A 21,162-nucleotide genomic window follows, 5' to 3' on the forward strand; every position below is an offset into this window, starting at 1 on the left:
TTAGTATAGCATGTCCTTCTCTGCTGTGCAACGCAAAGAAAACAGTTGGAGATGAACGGCCCCGGTTATCTCCGGCCGTACACCAGCTCCGCAAACTGCCCGTATTGCCGGACGGTTTCCAGTCGGAACCGGCGCATGGCTTCCTTCTGCGTAAACAGAGGGATCCCCTCGCCCAGCAGTACCGGGGCCACCTGGATAATGAGATGATCCACCATGTCCTGATCCAGCAGAGGGGCAAGAATGGTATTTCCGCCCACCACCCAGATGCTGCGGTCCTGTCCCAGGCCTTTTACAAACTCCACGGGATCTCCATTGACTGCTGTAAATCCCGGACAGGAAAGCTCTCTGTGGGTAAAGACATAATTTTCTGTGGTGGGATAAACAGAGGCTGGATCCCCTGTTTTTTCGATCTCCTGGAACGTCCGGCGCCCCATCAAGGTCACATCCATATGGCTGTAAAATTCGTCATAGCTGGTCTCCTCCGGACTTCCTGTATCATAAAGCCAGTCCAGGCCATGCCCTTTTGCAGCCAGATACCCATCCAATGTAATACAGCCGTAAAAATATACTGCCATGTCAGTCCTCCTTACTGAAAATCTCTTGTCTCATCAGTATAACCCAGGATACAGTCCTGCACAACCATATCTTACCCTTTTGATCTATGCCTCTATTATCAGTCTTACGCCCTGACAATCTGCTGCATACCTCTTTAAGCCGGTACAGGCCTGTTCCCCCATGATGCCGCCGGAGAAAAACCGCTCCCCATTTGTTCTTTCCAGGAACAAAGGAGATCTTTCTCTATGGAACCAGAAGAGCAGATATGATACAATGGTTTAAAATGAAAATCTCTTCTCAAAAGAAAGGATGTTCCCCCATGAAGATTTCCTCCTTCCTCCCCCTGGCCGTCTTTGGCTTAAAGACGATCCTCTTTAAAAAAAGCGATCCCATTCTTGGCACCATCATCGTGACGGACCGGTGCAACCTGCACTGTAAGCACTGCTCCGTCAACAATATCACCTCCGTCCTCTATCCATATGCCCAGATCCGCCGGGAGATGGAACAGCTTTACTCCATGGGGATCCGCATCCTCTTTTTCTGCGGAGGGGAGACCTTTTTATGGAGGGACGGGGACATCACCCTCCGGGACCTGGTGATCGAGGCGAAGCGCATGGGCTTTCTCATCGTCAACGTGGTCACCAACGGAACCTTTCCCCTGGACCTCCCGGAGGCCGATCTGATCCTTCTGAGCCTGGACGGGGACCGGGAGCGTCACAACGCCGTCCGGGGAGACACCTATGACCTCATCATGGAAAACATCAAAAACGCTTCCTCTGACAACATCTGCTTTTACATGGCCATCAACCAGATCAATAAGGACGCCGTCCGCCATGTGTGCCGGACCGCCAGGGATACAAAAAATGTGCGGGCCGTTTCCTTTAATTTCCATACTCCCTATCCCGACACCAGGGAGCTGGCCCTGTCCCGGGAGGAAAAGGCCTCCTGCTGCCGCGTCATCGAGGAAATGATGGAGGAGGGCGTCCCGGTCTTCAACTTAAAAAGCGCCTTTCCCTATCTGATCGACGGAAGCTTTCCCACTCCCTGCCGCCAGTGCGTGGTCATGGAAAACGGGACTCTTTCCACCTGCGGCCGCTGCATCTCTGTCCCGGACCTGTGCAGCCAGTGCGGCTATTTCTTTGTGGCAGAATACACCCGGATCTTCCAAGGAAAGCCCCGGATCGTCCTGGATATGCTGAAAACGTATCTGAAATATATTTAGGAGCTGCATACATATGATCACAGAGCTGACACGGATGTGGCTGACCCGTTCCACAAAGCCCTTCCTTTTTAAAAACGAATACGATCAGGAGCTGCCCTTTTCTGACTGTGACGGCCTGGGGCTGTACGTCCATATCCCCTTCTGCCGGAGCATCTGCAGCTTCTGTCCCTACTGCAAGACCCTCTACACCGAGGAGGCATGCAGTCAGTACATCGACGCACTGATCCGGGAGATCCATCTGGCGGGAAGCCAGGCTCCCGGAAAAAAGGCCGTCACCAACCTGTACTTCGGCGGCGGCACTCCGGCCCTGGCGGCGGACCGCATAAAGGAGATCATCGACGCCATCCAGGAGCATTTTATCATTACCCAGGGCATCGGGATCGAACTCCATCCGGAAAATGTAACGCCCCGTACCCTCCATATCTTAAAAGAGGCCGGGATCACAAAGCTCAGCATCGGGATCCAGTCCTTCCAGAAAAAATTCCAGAAGCTCCTGGGCCGGACCGGCGCGGACATGGTCCCTCTAAAAGCCGCCCTCTCCCAGGTCCCCTTTGAAACGGTGTCCATGGATTTCATCTTTGCCCTTCCATCCCAGACCTTTGGGGATCTGAAGGCCGACGTGGATGCTGCCTTTGAAGCCGGGGCCAACCATGTGGCCCTTTATCCGTTCATTGATTTCACCTTCACCGACAGCGTCCTTCCGTCCATGGGAAAAAAGGAAAAGCGGCAGCTTCTGGACCAGATCACCCGGTACTGCCTGGAGACCGGCTGTACCAGAAGCTCCATCTGGACCTTTGCCAGAGAGAAGCATGCTTCCTACTCCTCCATGACCAGGGATAACTTCTTAGGGTTCGGCTGCTCTGCCGCCACGCTCTTAAGGGACCAGTTTAAGATCAACACCTTTTCTGTGGAGGAGTATATCCGGCGCATAGACCAGAAAAAACTGCCCACAGCCCTGACCCTCCGGTTTACGCCCCGACAGCGGATGATCTACTACCTGTTCTGGACCGCTTACAGCACCCGCGTGGATCCCCGGGACTTTGAAGCCTTTTTCGGCGTTCCCTTAAAGAAAATGTACGGACTGGAGCTGCGCCTTGCAAAGCTGCTGGGATTTGCCGAAGAAAAGGACGGAGTCTACTCCATGACCCTGAAGGGGGCCTTTTATTACCATTACTATGAAAACTTTTACACCCTCTCCTATATTGACCGGATGTGGGGGCTTTTAAGGAAGGAAGCATTTCCGGAGCAGATGGAATTGTAGATGTGAAAAGGGGCGCTGCCCGGTCATCCATACAGATGATCCAGCAGCGCCCCTCCGGCGTCCGTGATATAGTCCGCGTTTTATTTTGTCATTCCGATGGCCCTGGGCCTGCATCCGTCCGGGATCGGGCAGTGATAGGTATCGCCCTCCAGCGTCTCCTCCATCTCAGCCCATGCCTCTTTGATGATCTCCGGGTCCTCGATCAGATCCACAGCGGCTCCCGCCATAGCCTTGGCCGCGTAGATCAGTCCCTTATGGGCCAGGCCGCTCTTGCCCTGGGAGACCACCTGCCAGGAATGGCCCGGCGTTCCTGCCGCCCATGTGGCCACATATGCCTGGGCGGTTGGGCAGTTCCAGCTCACATCGCCCACGTCGGTGGAGCCAAAGGACATGATCCCCACCGGATCAAAGGGTGCCACGAACCGGTACATGGCCTCGCCTCTGTGGGCCAGCACCTCTTTTTTCGTCTCCTTATCGCAGGTCTTCGCCACCTTTTCAATGGACTCATAGCAGCTTTCTCCCACGCTGTCGTGGATGGCCTGGGCCAGCTCCATTTCTTCCTTTGTATACTCCGGCGCGCCAAGCTCCGTGAGGTTTTCCCACAGCTTCTTTGCGATCACCTTGTTGCTCACCAGGTTGGAGCAGCCCTTCACAAAATCGATCTCCACCCGGGTCTCTGTCATATGGGCCGCGCCTTCCGCGATCTTATTGACACGGCGGTAGATCTCCTCCACCTGTTTATTCTTCGGCGCACGGATCAGATAAAGCACCTCTGCATAGGGCTGCACCACATTGGGAGAATAGCCGCCGGTGTTTGTGATGGCGTAATGGATCCTGGCCTCGGGGACCACATGCTCCCGGAGGAACTGAACGCCCATGTTCATTAACTCCAGAGCATCCAGGGCGCTCCTTCCCAGATGGGGGGCTCCGCCTGCATGGGCGCTGGTGCCATAGAATTTATAGGCCACCTGGTAGTTTGCCAGGGAGCTTCCTGTATCGGCCCGGGTCAGATCGCCGGGATGCCAGGTAATGGCCGCGTCAAGGCCGGAAAACGCGCCGCCCTTGGCCATAAACGCCTTGCCGGAGCCGCCTTCCTCGCCGGGACAGCCAAAATAGACCACTGTACCGGATTTTTTTGTCTCCTCCAGATATCTCTTAAGCCCTAAGGCCGCAGACAGAGAAGCCGCACCCAGCATGTTGTGGCCGCAGCCATGGCCCGGAGCGCCTGCATGGAGCTGCTTCTTTTCCGTGGCCCCTGCTTCCTGGTCCAGACCCGATAATGCATCAAACTCCCCCAGGAAGCCGATCACCGGTTTCCCGGAACCGAAGGTGCCCTTAAAGGCTGTTTCCACGCCTGCCAGTCCCTCTTCCACCTGAAAACCTTCTTTTCTCAGCAGCTCACAGAGGACTTTCATGGACTGATGCTCTGTAAAAGCAGTCTCTGCGCATCCCCAGATCTGGTCGCTGGCCTCCAGGATCTCCGCCGATTTTTTGTCAATTTCCTCCCATACTGTCTGTTTTCCCATAGTCGTGTCACCTTTCCTTGAAAAATTCGCACCATTTGTTCTGAATATCTATATTTTACCATTATTTGCAAATACCGTCAATTCTTTTCGGACTTTAAGACCGCAAAAAAGCCGCAAAAAAAGCCCCTGGGGCAGGAGGCGGAGGGCTGCCGGAGACGGAAAATCTCCTTGCACTTTTATGTAAGGAATGCTATACTTATACAAGCAATGCCCTGCAAAGAGGGCGAACGTGAAGACAACTGGAGGTATACCCATGAACTGGAGCATCGTAATGAACGTCCTTTTCGTAGTCCTCATCATTGCAGCCATCGTGCTCGGTGTTCTGTACTACTTTGGACGAAAGCTGGAGAAACGTCAGGTTGAGGCCCAGGCCACCATCGACGCCGCCAAGCAGGTGGTAACGCTTATGGCCATTGACAAAAAGAAACTGAAGCTGAAGGAAGCCGGACTTCCGGCCATCGTTTATGAGCAGACGCCCTGGTACGCCAAGCGCGCCAAGATCCCGGTGGTAAAAGCCAAGATCGGTCCCAGGATCATGACCATGATCGCCGATGAAAAGGTATTTTTACAGCTTCCCTTAAAGACTGAAGCCAAGGTCGTGATCAGCGGTATGTACATAACAGAGATCAAAAGCGTCCGCGGCGGGATCCCGCCTCTGCCGGAGAAGAAGAAATTCTTAGACCGATTCAGAAAGAAAAAGGACGATCAGAAAAAGAACGCATAATAAAAGTCAGCGCATCATCCGGAGGAGGTCTCCAGGTGATGCGCTTTTTATTTTCGCGGGCAGCGGGCCAGGGCCTGGCCCTTACGCCCGGCCCTTTTCCTGCAGGATATCCACGATGGTCTTCTCTGTTCCCGTCATGCCCGGCGAGGCGATCTCACCCATATGGCGCATGGTCTCCTCCGGCGTACTGCCGTTGATGCCATGGATATCGTCGATGAAGATCCCGTTCATTCCCAGCTCTGCGGACTGGAATGCCGCGTCCACAGCCACAACGCCCTTCATGGTACAGCCCTTATTCCCGCCGTGGCAGATCATTCCGGTGATGCTGCTGGCCATGTTGTTGATGGTCTTTGCCATCATCTGATCGTCGCCGCCCCACAGATATACCAGGGCGCAGGCCATTCCCGTTCCGGCCGCGATCCCGCAGCCGCAGAAGGCCGATAATTTGCCGGAATATTCCTTAATATACATACAGATCAGATAACTAAGCGCCGTGGCCCGGTACAATGCCTCATCCTCCAGCCCCCGGATCTTACATACGCCGTAAAGGGGCATGGTGGCGATGATCCCGTGGGCTCCGGAGCCGGTGATGCTCATGGCCGGCCGGTCCAGTCCGATGACACGGGCCTCGATGGCGGCATTGCAGAGAAGGGATGCCGTTTTCTGCTCATCGGAGGAAAGGATCTGTCCGCCGTTCTTTTTCAGGAGATGGCGGGCATAGGTGGTCCTTTCGTTTTTTAATCCCTCTTCAAACAGAGCGTAGTTCATGTCATAAGCGGCCTTTATGAAAGAGATCTCTTCTGCCGGGACCGTTTTCGCATATTCATAGATCTGCCTCAGGGTATAATTATGGATCAGAGGCGTTTCCTCTGCGGCCTCTGCCGCCTGGGGCTCCTCCCGGTCCAGGATGGTTTTTCCGTTTGCTTCGATCCGTACCACATTGGTATGGGAGTCCCGGATCCGCACCATGGCTTCGCCGTCTGCGGTCTTTACCTGGGCCTCAATGAAGATCCGGCTGGTGATCCCGCTCATTTCCACATGGATCCTTCCGGCCTTCACCAGGGCCTCTGCCGCCGCATTGTCCTCTTCTGTCACATCGGCCAGGCTCTCCAGCTCCTTTTCCGGTCTCCCGGCCACGGCTCCCAGGGCAGCCGCATATTCGTTTCCGAAAAACAGGCTGTTGGGGATCCCGCAGGTGTAGGCATTTTTATACATGCCGCTGTTTAATAAGAGCCGCACCTCCTTAAGCTCTCCCGTAAGATAGGATCTGGCTTTGGAGACTGCGTATGCAATGGCCCCCGGCTCTGTAACTCCCAGGGCCGGACGCATATCGTCTTTGATCAGTTTTGTAAGTTCATGCATGATGTTTCCTCCCTTAATGAGCCAGCTCATTGACGGCCCGTTCCAGCTGCCCCAGAGCCTTTTCCAGAGTGGCCCTTGGACACGCTGCATTTAACCGCATAAATCCGCTCAGGGCCCTTGTGAAATCAGAGCCCGGATTCAGTCCCAGACCGGCCTTTCTGATCATAAACTCCTTAAGCTCCTGGTCTGTCATATTGAGCTTCCGGCAGTCCAGCCACACCAGGTAGGTGGCGTCGGGGATATTGGCCCGGATCAGCGGGATCCTTGTGTCAAAATATTCCTTAATATAATCCAGATTTCCAGATATGTATTCCAGAAGCTGCTCCAGCCACTCCTCGCCCTCATTTAAGGCCGCTTCCATGGCCACGGAGCTGAAGGCATTGTTCCGGTGGATGTCCATGCCGCCCCAGTAGAAATCAAACTTCTTCTTCATTTCCAGACACGGGAACACTGTGGTGGACGCCTGGAGGCCGGCCAGGTTAAAGGTCTTTGTGACAGAGATACAGGTGATCACCTTTTTATCTGCTCCCGGTGCGGCAAGGACCGCCGGCGTATGCTTTTTCCCATGGAAGATCAGGTCGGAATGGATCTCGTCGGAAACCACCAGCACGTCGTTTTCAAAGCAGATCGTAAGCATCCTTTCCAGTTCTTCCTTCGTCCATACCCGTCCCAGGGGATTATGTGGGTTGCAGAGGATGAAAAGCTTCACCTCCGGGTCCTTTGCCTGTCTTTCAAAGTCTTCAAAGTCCACTTCCCATACGCCGTCCCGCTCCAGGAAGTTATTCTGCACCAGGGTCCTTCCGGTATTTTCTGTGATATCGAAAAATTCCGGGTACACTGGCGGCTGGATCAGGACCTTTTCTCCCTTTTGGGTAAACAGCTTGATGATCCCCGCCAGGGCCGGGACCACTCCCAGGCTCCAGCTGCAGAGGGATGGATCAAACTTCCATCCGTTTCTTCTCTCCTGCCAGTCTGCATACGCCTTAAAATAGCTGTCCGGCCGGGAGGTATAACCCCAGATCCCTTCCTCCGCTTTCTTTTTGCAGGCGTCGATGATGGGCTGGGCCGTCTTAAAATCCATATCTGCGATCCATAAGGGGATCACATCGTCTGTACCAAAATTTTTTACGCGCTCATCGTATTTGGCGGAGCGGTTCTGGCTTCTGTCCACGGGCTCGTCAAAATTATATTTCATTTTTATATCCATTCCTTTCGCTTCGCTCAGGCACAAAACGTTATGAAAATGTTTTCCTGAGCTTATTTTTTCTTTATAATTCTTCTTATAGGGAACTCGGTATACTACAAATCACGGGGAGGTGAGTGGGCTGTCCGGCTTGCCGGATGACCGTATCGTTATATGTGTAGTCCGCCTTTTCAAGCACAAATAAGTGTGATTTCAAGCACGTAATCTTATCTTTGTATAAACAATCTCGTTTATGGCTTAGGCGTTCAGTCAATGCCGTCTCTCCCTATAATCTTTATTAAACCTCTCGGTTCTGAAAGGAGTCCCTATGGCTTTAAAAATCGTGTACAAAATCTGCTGTGGCATTGATGTCCACAAGACTTTTGTAGTTGCCTGTATCGCTTCTACGAACGATAAAGGCGTCACTTCTTACGAGAGCCATCGGTTTTCGACCTACACGAGCGGTCTGAAAACTTTGCTACAATGGCTACTCGACCGGGATTGCAAGGATGTCTGTATGGAATCCACCGGTAAATACTGGATCCCCGTTTATAACATCTTGGAATCGGATTGTTCGATTGTCCTTGCTCATCCCAAATATGTTAAGGCTATCCGTGGAAAGAAAACTGACAAGAAAGATGCCAAATGGATTGCTGACCTGTTTAAGCATGATCTTGTTGCCGGAAGCTTTATGCCACCTGCTGACATTCGCCAGCTTCGTGACCTTATGCGCTACCGTTTCAAACTGACCTGCTTCAAATCAAGCGAAAAGAATCGTTTGCAGAACTGTCTCACGGTTTCCAATATCCAGTTGGGAAACGTTGTCTCGGACACCTTCGGCAAATCTGCTCAGGCGATACTGGATAAGATTTTGGAAAATCCCGCAGATACTTCCTTTGACCTTGAACCTCTTGTTTTCAAAAGTTTGAAGAAGAAACTTCCTGAACTCCGTGACGCCATTGACGGTTATATCACTCCGGAACAGGCTGGCAAACTCAAGGTGATCAAAGCTCACTATGAAAACCTTGAATCCCGGAAAGCAGAGCTTGAAGAACTCATTCTTGCGCTCGCCGCTCCCTATCAGCAGGAACTTACCATTCTTCAAACTGCTCCTGGTATCAGCAGTCCTTTCACTGCCATCGGAATCATTTCCGAAATCGGTACCAATATGGAGGCTTTTCCTTCGGCGAAACACTTATGCTCATGGGCTGGTCTTACCCCAACCAACAATGAAAGTGCAGGGAAGAAAAAATCTGTCCGGGTTTCCAAGGCCGGATGCTATATCAAACCGCTTTTAGTACAGTGCGCAAACGCTGTCGTAAAAAGCACTAAGCATCCTGAAATGCGTAACCGTTATCTCCGTCTCAAAAAGCGTCGCGGTCACAAGAAAGCAATCATTGCAATAGCAAGAATGCTTCTTACCGCATTATACCACATGTTGAAGAACGGGGAAAACTATAATGCAGAACTTTATCAGAAATCCGATTTACTTCCAGTTGATCGTGAGATTACCGTAGAGCAGGCACTCATGATCGCCAGAAACCAAGGTTATAAGATCAAGTCAGCAACTGCATAACCTTAACATACACAATATTCAATTTTTAAAGCAGCCACCGAAAGATGGCTTGTTTGTGATGCGCTTAAGGGAATGGATACCCTCTACTTCTCATTTTCAATCTTTACCTCTGCTTTCCCTGGATATTTTAAGGGCTGTTCCGGAGTCGCCTCCGTCTTTTTTAACTTACAGTATAATATTACTCATAGTATAATTATTTTTGTTAATTCTGTCAATATATTGACTTTATTTTATTATAGTTTTATAATGTTTCAACATAGAGTAATCTCACTACAAAATATATCTACGCATTCTTAAGGAGGATTATCATGAAAATCTTTATTTCTGTCGACATGGAAGGTATGGCAGGCATCACGTCTCCGTCCCAGGAACGGGAAGAGACAGTTTCTTTCCGCCGGGCGCTCCATAACCAGGTCCGCTGGATCATTGAAGGGATCCAGGCATCTGAAAAAAATGGAGAGGTTGAGGAGATCACCATTGCCGATTCCCATGGAAGCGGAAGAAACCTTTCCTATGATGAACTGAGCCAGATGGATGACCGGATCAGCCTGGTCAGCGGCTCCCCGCGCCCGCAGTATATGGTTGCCTGTCTGGATGAGACATATGACGTGGCGTTCTTTGCCGGATACCACGCCGGCCCCGGAGAGATCTGCGCCAATATGGATCACAGCTTCTATGGAAAGGTCGTTTCATGCCTGAAGATCAATGGAGCCTATATGAACGAGACCATTACCAACGCCGCCATTGCCGCCTCCTATAAAGTACCGGTGGGACTGGTCATCGGCGATTCCGGTCTGCGCAGGCAGCTGATCGATAAGGAAATGATGCCCTGGGTAAAATTTGTGACCACAAAAGAATCCCTTACCCGCTATGCGGCAAAGTTCCAGCCCCAGAGAAAGCTCCGCGAGGACACCATCTGTGCAGTGAAGGAGGTCCTGGCATCCGACTTAAAGAAGCTCCCCCTTTACGAGACAGCCGTTTCGCCCGTTCTGGGCATTGATTTTAAATCAACAGCCATGGCCGATGCCGTTGCCCTGACTCCGGGCGTAAGACGCTTAAGCGGCACTGAGGTGGAGATCACCTGCGCCGATATGAAGGAACTGGCCTGCGGGATCTCCGCACTCACAAGCCTCTCCGGAACCGCCAGCTAAGGGTCCCGGAATCTTTATCCGGCTGCCCGGTCCCGCGGGAGGACGCCGCCGGAAGCAGCCCATGACCGGCATATGAAAGGGGGAAATCTGAACCATGTATGGAAATCGGATCCGGGAAGCCCGGAAGAAAAAAGGAATGACTTTGAAACAGGTCGCAGACGCGACCGGATATACCATCGGGCATATCTCCCAGATCGAACGGAATCTGAAATCTCCGTCGCTTTCTGCCCTGAGAAAGATCGCCGCCTGCCTGGAATGCTCTGAGGTCTGGCTCATCATGGGCGGATCCGACGACGCTCCCCTGGCACAGGCAGATGGAGAAGGCGACTCCCGGAAGTCCTACCTAATCCGCAAAGAGAACCGGATCCCCATGAAGATCCCCGAGATCGATGTCTCCTACTCCATCTTCACCCCCTCTCGCCTCCCGAACGGAAGGGAAGCGAAGATCACCGGTCTTATGGTCCGTGTACAGCCGGGCCACTGGGTCACAGAGCGCATGATCTCCCACAGCACATACGATGAAAGCCTTCTGCTTTTAAAGGGAGAGATGGAGCTCCACATGGACAACAGCGTATACACGATCCATGAGGGCGACAGCTTCTATATTCCCAGCGGCAGCCTGCACAACTATATGAACCGATCAAAGGAAGAGGCGGTCATCGTCGTCTACTTCTCACAATTAGTATACTAAGGAAGCTGTAACTATGAAATACATCATTGACGGACATTATGATATTCTCATGGACGTGGCCGCCCGCCGGAAAAAAGGCGAGCGCCAGGTCATCCGGAGGCGTTACTATCCCGCCTTCCAGAAGGGCGGCGTGACCGGTATCGTCGCCTCCATTTTTGTGGACAGCCAGTACCTACCTTATGGGGCCCTTTCTGTGGCCATGGAGCAGATCTCGGCCCTCCACTGCGAGATCGAGGAGACCCCGGACCTTCTCATGCTCTGCACCAGCGCAGACGACTTCCTCCGGGCCGCCGAAACCGGACGGATCGGCTTTCTTCTCTCCTTTGAGGGAGCAGAGCCCGTTTCCTCCTGCCTCCTGCTCCACGGCTTTTATGCCGCAGGCGTCCGTGGACTGGGCCTGGCCTGGAGCCGCAGAAACGCTGCGGCTGACGGCTGCGACTTTTCCGGCAGCCTGAAAAAAGGCGGCCTTACGGAGTTTGGCCGGGAGCTGGTGAAGGAAGCCGAAGACCTTCATATGATCCTGGACCTCAGCCATTTAAGCGACGAAGGGGTGGAGGACGTGCTCTCCATCACCTCCTGCCCGGTGATCGCCTCCCACTCCAACTCCAGGACCGTCGCCGGCAGCAACCGGAACCTGACCGACTGCCAGATGCGGGAGATCGCCAGCCGCGGCGGAACGGTGGGACTCAACGGGTGCAGTCTCCTGACCGCCGGTCCCGGTGTTTCCCCCGACCAGAACGGACTGACCGCCCATCTGGATCATATGACAGAGATCATGGGAGAGGACCATGTGGCCTTTGGCTTTGATTTCTGCGACTCATTTTTTGCGGACGACCTGTCCTCGTCCACGGACCAGATGCCGGAGCGCCCCTTTGATATCCTCTCCAGAGCCCACGAGGACCTTCCGGCCTTCCTGGACCATTTAAGGCAGCACGGGTATACAGAAAGCCATCTGGCAAAGCTGGCCGGGGAAAACTGGCTCCATACCTTCCGTCACATTTTAAAACACTGATATTTCTGAAAGGATACGACCAATGAACACAAATGTAAGCAAACAGCTCGATGATCTTTTCCGCGTATGGGACAACGGCCTCTGCCCGGGAGCCCAGGTGCTGATCCGCCAGCACGGCGAAACTGTTTATGAAAAATGCTTTGGCTACGGAAACCTGGAGAACCAGCTGAAGATCAAAAACGACAGCATCCTGCACGTGGCCTCCATCTCCAAGGAGTTCACCGTCCTCTCCATCCTCCTTCTCTGGAAGGAAGGGAAGCTGGGCCTGGACGACGATATCCGTAAATATGTGGGAGAATATATCAACATCGAAGAGCCCATTACCGTGCGCCAGATGATGAACAATGTCAGCGGCCTCAGGGACCAGTGGGAGCTTTTATTCATGCGCAGCATCACCATCAACGACCAGATCACCATGGACGACATCAACACCACCATCCGGCTCCAGAAGCACTTAAACTTCAAGCCCCAGTCCAGATATCTTTACAGCAACACGGGCTTCCATCTTCTGGCGCTGATCGTTGAAAAGCTGTCCGGCATGAGTTTCCCGCAGTTTGCCAGAGAACGGATCTTCAAGCCTCTCGGCATGGAGCACACCTTCGTCCGGGAAAGCTACACCCAGATCGTTCCCAACCTGGTCTACTCCTACCAGGATGACGGCAACGGAAATTACTATTATAATCCCTTAAACTATTGCGTTTACGGCCCCACCTCCGTCAATACATGTGCCTCCGATCTCAGTAAGATCCTGGACGAGTACATCCATCCCCAGGTCATCGACCCGGAGATCATTGCCCTGATGAAGACCCCGGCCATCTTAAGCGACGGAACGGCTGCGGAATACTGCGGCGGCCTCATGACCCATAAGCTCCACGGACTGGATGTGTTCGGCCACGGCGGCGCCGATGCCGCTTACCGCGGACAGGTATCCTGTATCCCGGAAAAGGAGCTGGAGGTGATCCTGTTAAGCAATACCACCACCCGCGTCATGGCAAAAATGGCCGATAAGGCTGCCTGCATCGTTCTTGGGCTTCCGGACTGCACCGAGCCCGCTGTGCCGGAGCACAAAGAGGCTCCCGCCCATGCCGGTCTGTTTGCTGCCTCCCTTCCCGATGATCCGCTGTTTGTAAACATCCTGGACCATGACGGAACGCTCTTTATGAAGAGAGAATGGTGCGAAACTGAACTGGTCAGGACCGAAGACGGCGGCTACCGGGTCGGCACTCTGGACGAGGTGATCTACTTCACAGAGGAAGGAATCCTTTACCGCCTTCCGGCCCGCGTGGTAAAAATGACGCCGGTCTCCCCGGCCGATCCCTCTCTTTTTGAGGAAGGCCATTACTACGATGAGGAGACTGACGCCCACGTTACTCTTGAAAAAACAGAAAACGGCTGCGCCCTCTGTATGCTCCGTTATGGAAAATCAGAGCTTTACAGGAACGCAGCCGGAGAAAACATCTTCAGCTTCGGCCCGGATCTTACGATGTATGTGAAGCCGGAAAACGGCTCCCTCATCCTGGACGGAGGCCGGATCAAAAATATCGTACTGAAGAAGGTGGACTAGATCAGTCCCACACTCTTCATAAAGAAGATCCACCCAAACAGGGTCCCAACGGCGACGACGGTGCTGATGACCACGAACTGGCCAGCCAGCTCGCCGTCGCCGCCCATGTTCTGGGCCATGGGATAAGAGGCAGCAGCCACCGGCGTTCCGTAGATCGCCACCAGAAGGAACAGCTCCAGATCCCGGAGGCCAAAGGCGTAGCCCAGGGCCAGCATCACCGCAGGAAGCACCAAAAGCTTTAAGGACAGGGCCGGTACCAGGTATTTCAGGTTGCCGCGGATGGCATTGAAGTGAAGTGTCCCGCCCAGGACGAACAGGGCCACTGGCGAGGTGGCGTCCGCAAAGGCCGCAATGGGTGTTAAAAGGCTCTTGGGCACATGGATGCCCAGGAAGAAAAACACCAGACCCACCATAGCCCCCTGGAGCAGCGGATTTTTCACCACATTGACCAGGATCGTCTTCACGTCTGTTTTCCCTTCTGAATTGAACATTTCCAGGATCACCACAGAAGTCGTATTATAAATGGTAATTACCACAGTCACCACCATGGCCGCCACAGAGGAGGCCACATCCCCGAACACAGAAACAGTCAGAGGAAGACCGAACAGGACGAAATTGCTCCGGTAAATGGCCTGGATGATCACGCCCCTTCTGGGATTCTCCTTTACCAGCCTGGGGACCGTGAGCACCAGGATCACCTCCAGCACCAGGATACTGACGCCGCAGAAAATCAGCATCACTGGTCTGGGAAGGGAACTGCCGTCAGCCTTATAAATGTTATAGAAGGTCATAAACGGATAAAAGACCTTAAAAACCATCTTATTCAGCTGCTGGAGAAAGTCCTCCTTTACCACTCCCTTGATCTTCATCACATATCCGAAGGTAATGTAACAGAGAAATGGGACAACCGCGTTGACCGCTACCAAAAAGCTTTCCATATTCTGTCTTCCTCTCTTTCTTCTCCGTCCTTAATCCAGGCTCCAGGGACCGTTTCCCTTATCCCTGGCGTAAATTTCAAGGCCGCAGCCGGAAATGTATTCGCCGTTCATTTCCAGGGCATAGGAAATGACGATCCCCATGGATGTCTCATCTTCCTCCACCTCCAGGGCTGAGGTGGTGATCCCCAGGATGATCAGTCCCACCGGCGTCATATAGTTGCACATGTGCTTTTTCCCGCACTCAAAGGTCATATGGGTGTCCACCAGTCCCCTCTTGGTCACCTCCACCTTATCCGGCCAGATCTTCACGATATTGTGGGTCTGGTCTCCGCCCTCCACAATGGTCTCGTCATAGATCAGATATTTTTTTCCATTCTTTTCATTAAAGGTCCCCGCAGTGATCATCTCGATCACGTCATTCTCGTCGTCCATGAACTGGGTCCCCTTGACTCTTACCAGAACATCTTTTGTCATCTGTTGCTCCTAATATTTCTCAATGTCGATCAGCATGGTATCCTTCACCTTCCCGGGAAGGATAAACCCGGCAAAGGAGCTGAATTTTTCTGCCATATCGCTCACATAAAACTGGTACTTTTCCTCCACCCGGACTTCCTGATCCCCGTCGCAGTCCATCTCCATGGACCGGAGAAGAGTCCTGAGCTGCACCGCCGTCTCATAGGCCGGATTCACCAGCGTCACCTCGTCTCCCATGGTGCGGGCGATGGTGGAGCGGATCAGAGGATAATGGGTACAGCCCATGACCAGGGTATCGATGTATTTTTCCTTCAGCACCGACAGATACCGGGAGGCGATCTCGTCCGTCACAGTATCGTGGAGAAGCCCCTCCTCCACCAGAGGAACGAACAGGGGGCAGGCCTTTCCGAATACCTCCACCGCCGGATTCATGCTTTTTAAAACAGAGGAATACGCTTTGCTGTTGATGGTCCCGTCGGTCCCGATCACTCCGATCCTCCCGTTTTTTGTGGCGGAGACCGCCGCCCTGGCCCCGGCGTTGATCACGCCGATGATGGGGATATCCTCAGACCGTCTCAGGGCGTCCAGGGCATAGGAGGACGCCGTATTGCAGGCGATGACGATGGCCTTCACTCCCTTGGACCGCAAAAAGCGCATAATCTGCTCCGAAAAACGGATCACCGTATCCTGGGATTTTGTCCCGTAGGGAAGGCGGGCCGTATCCCCGAAATAAACGATCCTCTCGTCCGGAAGCTGGCGCATCACCTCTCTGGCCACCGTGAGCCCTCCCACGCCGGAATCAAAGATCCCGATGGGTGCATTCTTATCCATAATAAGCGCCTACCTTTCGTAGCGCTTGAGCGCATGTTCCAGAAGATCGTCCACCAGCTTCTCTTTTCCCACGCCTCTGGCCTCCCAGAGCATGGGGTACATACTGATGGCCGTAAAGCCGGGCATGGTATTGATCTCATTGAAGACCACCTCCCCGTCCTCCTTTACGAAGAAGTCCACCCGGGAAAGGCCATAGCCGTCCACAGCCTTAAAAATACGCACTGCCGACTCCCGGATCTCCTCCGCCGCGTTTCCCGGAAGCTCCGGATCCACCACGGTCCTGGAATCGGAATTATAATATTTGGCGTCAAAATCATAGAAATCGGCCGCCGCCAGGATCTCTCCCACGCCGGAGGCCCGTACCTCCTCTTTTCCTCCGCCAAAGACCGCGCACTCCACCTCGTGGCCCACGATCATCTCCTCCACCAGGATCCGCCGGTCATGGAGCGCCGCCTCCTTAAGGCCGTTTTCCAGGGACTTCCGGTCGTCGGCCCGGGACACGCCCCTGGAGGAGCCTGCGTTGGACGGCTTTATGAACACCGGATACGGAAACGCGTCCTCTACCCGTTTTGCCACCTGGTCCATCTGCTCCAGCTCTTCCTTCATCACCGGCACGTATTCTGCCTGGCGAATCCCCAGGTTCTTTACGATCAGCTTCGTGGACAGCTTATCCATGGACACGGCGGAGGCTAAGACGCCGCAGCCCACATAGGGGATCTGCGCCAGCTCCAGGATCCCCTGGACCGTGCCGTCCTCCCCGTAAAGGCCGTGGAGCACCGGGAACACCACGTCCACCGGGATTTTTTCTGCCTTTCCGTGGCGGATCACCCATAAGACCTTTTCTGTGGCGTCCGGGGAAAGAACGGCTCTGGAGCCGCTGGTCCTCCAGGTGTCATTTTTCACTTCATCCAGAGAGTCCACCTTAAGCCAGCGGCCCTCCTCTGTGATCCCCACCAGGATCACATTGTATTTTTCCTTATTGATATTGGCTGCCACATTCTGGACAGACATACAGGAGACCACATGCTCCGAAGACTGCCCGCCAAACAGGGCTACCACATTTAATTTTTCCATATTGATCTGCTGCTTCCTTTCATGGTTGATGGGCCGGAAGAGCCTTCCATGGGCCGGACGATGGATCTCCTCCCTCGCCTGTTCTCTCCGCGGCGTCAATTCGTTTAAATTATAGCACAACAGGCAATAATTACAAATAGCAAAATCGTATAAAAAACTGGAGGAGCTCATGAAAAAGAAATGGTATATCTGCCTGTCCATGACACTGGCACTGATGGTCTTTTTAACGGCCATGAACGGTCTGAGGAGAAAGGAGGAGGCCCTGGCCTCGCGGATCGCGCCAAAGGTCCTGCGGTTCCATGTGCTGGCCAACAGCGATTCCCCTAAAGACCAGGCTTTGAAGCTGGAGGTAAAGGACCTCCTTCTGGATACCATCCGCCAGGGCCTGGGATCAGAAACGGCGCAGGGGCCGGAGCAGGGCGCAGGAAATCCTCCGCCGGAAGGACCCGGGACAGAGGCAGGAGACAGCCTTACAAAAGACCAGACGGCCTCCTACATCCTGGAGCATAAAGCATTTCTGGAGGAGACGGCGGAAGCATACATGGAAAGCCGCGGTTTCTCCTATGGCGCGGATATCCGCCTGGAGCAGTGTCTGTTCCCGGAAAAAACCTACGGGGACATGACCTTCCCGGCGGGGACCTACGACGCGGTCCGGGTGCTTTTAGGGGAAGGAAAGGGGAAAAATTTCTGGTGCGTCCTCTATCCCTCCCTCTGCTATGTGGACAGCACCCACGCCGTGATGCCGGAGGACTCCAGGGACCAGCTGAAGGCCCTGCTTCCCGAGGACGATTTTTCCGCCCTCATGCGGGCCAGGCACCCGTCCGCGCTCCGCCTTCCCGGGCATGAAAAAACGGGACAGAAGGCGTCAGAGGACGCTCTGCCCCGCGTTACGGTACGGTTTAAGCTGGCGGAAATACTCGGCAGGAGGAATTAATCTGAACTGCCGCTGATATAATCGTCAATATCCTGTACGATACAATGGTCTCCCATTGTATGGAGTGATTCAAAATACTTTATAATATATCTGTAAACACCATGTTCATCAAAAAGCCTTGCCACATCCGCACCGGAGAGTCCCTTAAAATGACGGTACCGCTCCATGCAGTAGACCAGGAACGCTAATTCTCTGCTCATCGCTTATGCCTCCTCCGGGTAATCATAGGAGCCTGTTAAAAGCTCGTCCTGATACATGGTATACAGGGTCATGGGGCCATAATGCCACAGCTTGGACGTTTCATCCGAAAGCTCCTGATAGAGCCTGGACTGATAAAAGCGGGAGATTGCCTTCTCACCGTCCACATTACTGTTTTTCGTGATCTGCTCAATAACAGGCGGCACAATAATCGCCAGCATTGCACTGAACTGATCTTCACTCATACCAGCTCCCTCCCTTCCGGTCATTTTCTTCCTAGGACACGCTCAGATTCCCCTCCACAGCCTGGTCATACGTCTCCATGGCCTGGAACAGGGCCAGATCCGCCGTTTTCACAGCCGTCTCCTTTGCCGCATAGGAATTTTTCTGCTGGAGGTATTCCAGACGTCCGATGGTGCCCACGGACATTTTCCGGTCCGCCGCCTCCATCTTTGTCTTTTCCAGCTCCAGGGCTGCCACGGCAGTCTGGTATTCATTTCTCTTCTGGAGCACCTGGTTATACAGGTTTTCCAGGGATGAGGAAATGGCCGCCGTCTGGTCCTCAATGGTACGGGCCATATTCTGCTGCTCCACAGAGCCGTCTGTAAGCTGCTCATAGCTCAGACGGTTGTATTTTAAAGTGTAGTTATTGTCGATGGCCGCCTGTTTATCGGCTGCCGGATCCATGGCGCCGATCCGGGAAGGATCTGCTGCCGGCACCTTCCGGATCTCCGGGTTCCCGTTATACTCCCATCCCAGGAGCGTACACAGGCTCTGGCGCAGCTTCACCTCGCTGGCATCCAGAGCGAGCCTTCCGGCCTGGGCTGACTCCAGGTTCTGTCTGGCCGTCAGCACCGCGTTTTCCGTTGCCAGTCCCAGGGACGCCTGGGTCTGGGTGGACTTATAGACCTCCTCCAGGAGGGTGATGGAATCCTCCAGGCTCTCCTTCTGGAGCAGAAGCTGCTCATAGCCGATCATGGCGCTCTGGGCCCCGGATACCAGTGCCGCCCGGGTACTGTCCACCATCTTTACCTTTAGCATCTCCGGCGTCACTGCGGACAGAGAATCGGCCGACAGCGTCATCTGCTCTGCCTGCTGGGACAAAACCTCCGAGGAGTACACCAGCTCCGCATACGTTCCCGGCGTTACCATATTCTGGTATCCCAGAAGATCCTCAAAGGTGCCGGCCATGCCGGAAAGCTGCCCTGCCTGGTCTGCCAGGCTGCCGGAGCCTTCCATGATCTGGTTCTTCAATTTATCCACATCTTTATAATCGTCCTTGGTATCCGAATACGTATCCTTTACGTTTTTTAACGTCGGGTTATAAGTATCCACCAGAAGTCCGATCTCCTCATATTCCAGGACGTTGTCCTGGATCCGCGCCATAGTAGCGTCGTCGTAGGGCTGTCCCGGCCCCGGCACAAACTCCTCCGCGTACGCCGGTACGGTCCAGGCCAGTGAAACAGCCAGCGCCGCCGGGATCACCCGTCTTCCCATCGTCATTTTTCTCATCATTCTATCATTCCTTTCCGGGTCCCGCCCGCTACATGGCTCCCTGGCCCTGGCCCTGGGCTCCCGAGGCCAGCTCCATCATGCCCTTTACGGCCCATTCGTAGTCCTCCATGGCTCCCGTTAAAGCCAGGCTGGCTTCCGTAAATTCCGCCTCCGCCGCCAGATAGGCGCTTTCCGCCGCCAGATATTCCTGGCGGCTCATCATACCCAGGGCGTTTTTCCGGTCTGCTGCAGCTTTGTCGGCCCCATCGGCCGCAAACTTGGTCTTTGCCGCCTCATAGGCCGCCTGCTTCTGGAGCACATCCTTATATAAGAGGTCCAGGCTGGTCCGCACCTCATTTTCCTGGTCCTTAATGGTCCGGGCCTTGGCCACAGCCCCTCCCTGGGACGAGGACGACGCCATCCTGGTGTCGTAAAGGGTCACATTATTCTCAATGGCCTTGCTGATATCTGCCGCCGGATCATAGGATGCGATCCTTGCCAGATCCGGCTCCGGCACCGGCTGGATCACCGGGTCTGCATCGTAACGCCAGCCCAGCATCCGGATCAGCGTCTGCTTCTGATCCTTCTCTTCATTTTCTGCCGAAGAAGCCGCCGCCCGGGCAGAATTTAAGGCCTCCTCCGCCGCCAGCACGTTTTCTGCCGAATAGAGCCCCAGCTCCATCTGGCGCTTTGATGCCTCATACGTAAGCTCTGCCATTTCCAGGGACTTTTCTGCCGCCTTCGTCTTAAGCTCCAGGATCTCATGGTCCCGCATCATGGCGTTCACAGTCTTCACTGTGTTGTTTTTTGAGATCCGCAGGGCCCTTAGGGCCGAAGCCCCCGAGGCAGACCGGCCTTTGGCCGCGTCCTCCAGATCCTTTGCCCTGGCCCGGAGGATCCGCACGTTGTTCCTGTACTCCTCATACTCCTGCTTCGTGATGCTGTCCTTCTCATCCTCTGCCGTATCCGCCAGGGTCTCCGCCTCCTGGCGCAGGGTCTCTGCCACGCTTAAAAGCTGGTCCTTTGTGAGTCCCGTGGAGCTTCCCGGATTATAATAGAACTGGTCCAGCTGTTTCTGGTAAGCACTGTTATACCGCTCCACCAGTCCCGGGATCTCCCAGTATTCCAGGGTATCGTCTGCAAAGCTGGCCAGTGCGGCCTCGTCATATTCCGTCACAGGCGATGCCTGGACTGCCACCGTGGCCCGTGCCGTCAGAAGACCGGTCCCGGGAACGCTTATGATCCCGCCCAGGGCCGCTGCAAAGACCAGGAACCCTGTTTTTTTCCATGGTCGTATATCCTTCATGGGATCTTCCTCCCTTCTTTCCCTTTTTAAGCATATACAGAAAGGACCGGAAACGCAATAAATTTTCTCTTACGATTTCTTTCGTT

Annotated in this window: 21 protein-coding genes; 9 read left to right on the forward strand and 12 right to left on the reverse strand. The window is 53.9% G+C overall.

From position 1 onward, the window contains the following. Positions 1–65: 65 nt before the first annotated feature. Positions 66–575, reverse strand: coding sequence for a dihydrofolate reductase family protein (locus tag OCV69_RS05975; RefSeq protein ID WP_158358319.1), 510 nt, complete (start codon positions 573–575; stop codon positions 66–68). A gap of 299 nt (positions 576–874) precedes the next feature. On the opposite strand from OCV69_RS05975, the gene OCV69_RS05980 reads away from it, so the two are divergent. Continuing rightward, complete coding sequence (locus OCV69_RS05980; protein ID WP_158358320.1) at positions 875–1,777, forward strand: radical SAM protein; 903 nt, start codon at positions 875–877, stop codon at positions 1,775–1,777. 7 nt (positions 1,778–1,784) lie between these two features. Then, positions 1,785–3,038, forward strand: coding sequence for a coproporphyrinogen-III oxidase family protein (locus OCV69_RS05985; protein WP_158358321.1), 1,254 nt, complete (start codon positions 1,785–1,787; stop codon positions 3,036–3,038). An 80-nt stretch (positions 3,039–3,118) separates the two neighbouring features. On the opposite strand, the gene OCV69_RS05990 is transcribed toward OCV69_RS05985, so the two are convergent. Next, entirely contained in the window at positions 3,119–4,564 is a 1,446-nt protein-coding gene (locus tag OCV69_RS05990; protein WP_022274510.1) for a M20 family metallopeptidase, read from the reverse strand. A gap of 253 nt (positions 4,565–4,817) precedes the next feature. Between OCV69_RS05990 and OCV69_RS05995 the strand changes: the two genes are divergently transcribed. After that, positions 4,818–5,288 carry an ATP synthase subunit B family protein gene (locus tag OCV69_RS05995; protein ID WP_158358322.1) on the forward strand — a complete coding sequence of 157 codons (471 nt, stop codon included), beginning with the start codon at positions 4,818–4,820 and terminating at the stop codon, positions 5,286–5,288. 81 nt (positions 5,289–5,369) lie between these two features. On the opposite strand, the gene OCV69_RS06000 is transcribed toward OCV69_RS05995, so the two are convergent. Together OCV69_RS06000 and OCV69_RS06005 are read right to left on the reverse strand one after the other, a co-directional pair. Beyond that, positions 5,370–6,650, reverse strand: coding sequence for an L-cysteine desulfidase family protein (locus tag OCV69_RS06000; RefSeq protein ID WP_158358323.1), 1,281 nt, complete (start codon positions 6,648–6,650; stop codon positions 5,370–5,372). Between the two features lie 13 nt (positions 6,651–6,663). After that, complete coding sequence (locus tag OCV69_RS06005) at positions 6,664–7,845, reverse strand: MalY/PatB family protein (RefSeq protein WP_158358324.1); 1,182 nt, start codon at positions 7,843–7,845, stop codon at positions 6,664–6,666. A gap of 316 nt (positions 7,846–8,161) precedes the next feature. Between OCV69_RS06005 and OCV69_RS06010 the strand changes: the two genes are divergently transcribed. From OCV69_RS06010 to OCV69_RS06030, 5 genes are all read left to right on the forward strand, one after another. Further along, a complete protein-coding gene (locus tag OCV69_RS06010) occupies positions 8,162–9,409 on the forward strand; it encodes an IS110 family RNA-guided transposase (protein WP_158358325.1) in 1,248 nt (415 codons plus the stop codon). 308 nt (positions 9,410–9,717) lie between these two features. Further along, the gene (locus OCV69_RS06015; RefSeq protein WP_158358326.1) at positions 9,718–10,560 is read left to right on the forward strand and encodes a M55 family metallopeptidase; all 843 of its coding nucleotides are present in this window, start codon (positions 9,718–9,720) and stop codon (positions 10,558–10,560) included. 94 nt (positions 10,561–10,654) lie between these two features. Beyond that, entirely contained in the window at positions 10,655–11,251 is a 597-nt protein-coding gene (locus tag OCV69_RS06020; RefSeq protein WP_158358327.1) for a helix-turn-helix domain-containing protein, read from the forward strand. Positions 11,252–11,264: 13 nt separating this feature from the next. Further along, positions 11,265–12,263 carry a dipeptidase gene (locus OCV69_RS06025; protein WP_158358328.1) on the forward strand — a complete coding sequence of 333 codons (999 nt, stop codon included), beginning with the start codon at positions 11,265–11,267 and terminating at the stop codon, positions 12,261–12,263. A 22-nt stretch (positions 12,264–12,285) separates the two neighbouring features. Beyond that, a complete protein-coding gene (locus OCV69_RS06030; RefSeq protein ID WP_158358329.1) occupies positions 12,286–13,827 on the forward strand; it encodes a serine hydrolase domain-containing protein in 1,542 nt (513 codons plus the stop codon). Here OCV69_RS06030 and OCV69_RS06035 read toward each other — a convergent pair. Genes OCV69_RS06035 through OCV69_RS06050 form a run of 4 tightly spaced genes read right to left on the reverse strand, consistent with a single transcriptional unit; the run spans position 13,824 to position 17,144 of the window. Then, entirely contained in the window at positions 13,824–14,765 is a 942-nt protein-coding gene (locus OCV69_RS06035) for an AEC family transporter (protein ID WP_158358330.1), read from the reverse strand. The two genes, OCV69_RS06030 and OCV69_RS06035, sit on opposite strands and share 4 nt — an antisense overlap. Before the next feature lie 30 nt (positions 14,766–14,795). Next, positions 14,796–15,239 carry a YwiB family protein gene (locus OCV69_RS06040; protein WP_022274502.1) on the reverse strand — a complete coding sequence of 148 codons (444 nt, stop codon included), beginning with the start codon at positions 15,237–15,239 and terminating at the stop codon, positions 14,796–14,798. 9 nt (positions 15,240–15,248) lie between these two features. Beyond that, positions 15,249–16,070, reverse strand: a complete 822-nt coding sequence (gene murI, locus OCV69_RS06045; protein ID WP_022274501.1) for a glutamate racemase — start codon at positions 16,068–16,070, stop codon at positions 15,249–15,251. A 9-nt stretch (positions 16,071–16,079) separates the two neighbouring features. Beyond that, a complete protein-coding gene (locus tag OCV69_RS06050) occupies positions 16,080–17,144 on the reverse strand; it encodes a D-alanine--D-alanine ligase family protein (protein ID WP_158358331.1) in 1,065 nt (354 codons plus the stop codon). A 169-nt stretch (positions 17,145–17,313) separates the two neighbouring features. On the opposite strand from OCV69_RS06050, the gene OCV69_RS06055 reads away from it, so the two are divergent. After that, a complete protein-coding gene (locus tag OCV69_RS06055; RefSeq protein WP_158358332.1) occupies positions 17,314–18,078 on the forward strand; it encodes a stage II sporulation protein R in 765 nt (254 codons plus the stop codon). On the opposite strand, the gene OCV69_RS06060 is transcribed toward OCV69_RS06055, so the two are convergent. The 4 genes from OCV69_RS06060 to OCV69_RS06075 are packed head-to-tail and all read right to left on the reverse strand — an operon-like array spanning position 18,075 to position 21,076. Beyond that, the gene (locus OCV69_RS06060; protein WP_022274498.1) at positions 18,075–18,278 is read right to left on the reverse strand and encodes a DUF3791 domain-containing protein; all 204 of its coding nucleotides are present in this window, start codon (positions 18,276–18,278) and stop codon (positions 18,075–18,077) included. The genes OCV69_RS06055 and OCV69_RS06060 overlap by 4 nt on opposite strands. A 3-nt stretch (positions 18,279–18,281) precedes the next feature. Then, a complete protein-coding gene (locus tag OCV69_RS06065) occupies positions 18,282–18,521 on the reverse strand; it encodes a hypothetical protein (protein WP_022274497.1) in 240 nt (79 codons plus the stop codon). A gap of 31 nt (positions 18,522–18,552) precedes the next feature. Further along, positions 18,553–19,791: a TolC family protein gene (locus tag OCV69_RS06070; RefSeq protein ID WP_158358333.1), complete on the reverse strand. Its 1,239-nt coding sequence runs from the start codon at positions 19,789–19,791 to the stop codon at positions 18,553–18,555. A 28-nt stretch (positions 19,792–19,819) separates the two neighbouring features. Then, the gene (locus OCV69_RS06075; RefSeq protein WP_158358334.1) at positions 19,820–21,076 is read right to left on the reverse strand and encodes a hypothetical protein; all 1,257 of its coding nucleotides are present in this window, start codon (positions 21,074–21,076) and stop codon (positions 19,820–19,822) included. Positions 21,077–21,162: the final 86 nt, after the last annotated feature.

It is taken from the genome of Alitiscatomonas aceti, from assembly GCF_025567195.1.
In the GTDB taxonomy this organism is placed as follows: Bacteria; Bacillota; Clostridia; order Lachnospirales; family Lachnospiraceae; genus Alitiscatomonas; species Alitiscatomonas aceti.

Bases quoted from the DNA above. Each gene is read 5' to 3' on its own strand.
- OCV69_RS05975 (WP_158358319.1), bottom strand. From the start codon at position 575: ATGGCAGTATATTTTTACGGCTGTATTACATTGGATGGGTATCTGGCT.
- OCV69_RS05980 (WP_158358320.1), top strand. From the start codon at position 875: ATGAAGATTTCCTCCTTCCTCCCCCTGGCCGTCTTTGGCTTAAAGACG.
- OCV69_RS05990 (WP_022274510.1), bottom strand. From the start codon at position 4,564: ATGGGAAAACAGACAGTATGGGAGGAAATTGACAAAAAATCGGCGGAG.
- OCV69_RS05995 (WP_158358322.1), top strand. From the start codon at position 4,818: ATGAACTGGAGCATCGTAATGAACGTCCTTTTCGTAGTCCTCATCATT.
- OCV69_RS06000 (WP_158358323.1), bottom strand. From the start codon at position 6,650: ATGCATGAACTTACAAAACTGATCAAAGACGATATGCGTCCGGCCCTG.
- OCV69_RS06005 (WP_158358324.1), bottom strand. From the start codon at position 7,845: ATGAAATATAATTTTGACGAGCCCGTGGACAGAAGCCAGAACCGCTCC.
- OCV69_RS06010 (WP_158358325.1), top strand. From the start codon at position 8,162: ATGGCTTTAAAAATCGTGTACAAAATCTGCTGTGGCATTGATGTCCAC.
- OCV69_RS06015 (WP_158358326.1), top strand. From the start codon at position 9,718: ATGAAAATCTTTATTTCTGTCGACATGGAAGGTATGGCAGGCATCACG.
- OCV69_RS06020 (WP_158358327.1), top strand. From the start codon at position 10,655: ATGTATGGAAATCGGATCCGGGAAGCCCGGAAGAAAAAAGGAATGACT.
- OCV69_RS06025 (WP_158358328.1), top strand. From the start codon at position 11,265: ATGAAATACATCATTGACGGACATTATGATATTCTCATGGACGTGGCC.
- OCV69_RS06030 (WP_158358329.1), top strand. From the start codon at position 12,286: ATGAACACAAATGTAAGCAAACAGCTCGATGATCTTTTCCGCGTATGG.
- OCV69_RS06035 (WP_158358330.1), bottom strand. From the start codon at position 14,765: ATGGAAAGCTTTTTGGTAGCGGTCAACGCGGTTGTCCCATTTCTCTGT.
- OCV69_RS06040 (WP_022274502.1), bottom strand. From the start codon at position 15,239: ATGACAAAAGATGTTCTGGTAAGAGTCAAGGGGACCCAGTTCATGGAC.
- murI (WP_022274501.1), bottom strand. From the start codon at position 16,070: ATGGATAAGAATGCACCCATCGGGATCTTTGATTCCGGCGTGGGAGGG.
- OCV69_RS06050 (WP_158358331.1), bottom strand. From the start codon at position 17,144: ATGGAAAAATTAAATGTGGTAGCCCTGTTTGGCGGGCAGTCTTCGGAG.
- OCV69_RS06055 (WP_158358332.1), top strand. From the start codon at position 17,314: ATGAAAAAGAAATGGTATATCTGCCTGTCCATGACACTGGCACTGATG.
- OCV69_RS06060 (WP_022274498.1), bottom strand. From the start codon at position 18,278: ATGAGCAGAGAATTAGCGTTCCTGGTCTACTGCATGGAGCGGTACCGT.
- OCV69_RS06065 (WP_022274497.1), bottom strand. From the start codon at position 18,521: ATGAGTGAAGATCAGTTCAGTGCAATGCTGGCGATTATTGTGCCGCCT.
- OCV69_RS06070 (WP_158358333.1), bottom strand. From the start codon at position 19,791: ATGATGAGAAAAATGACGATGGGAAGACGGGTGATCCCGGCGGCGCTG.
- OCV69_RS06075 (WP_158358334.1), bottom strand. From the start codon at position 21,076: ATGAAGGATATACGACCATGGAAAAAAACAGGGTTCCTGGTCTTTGCA.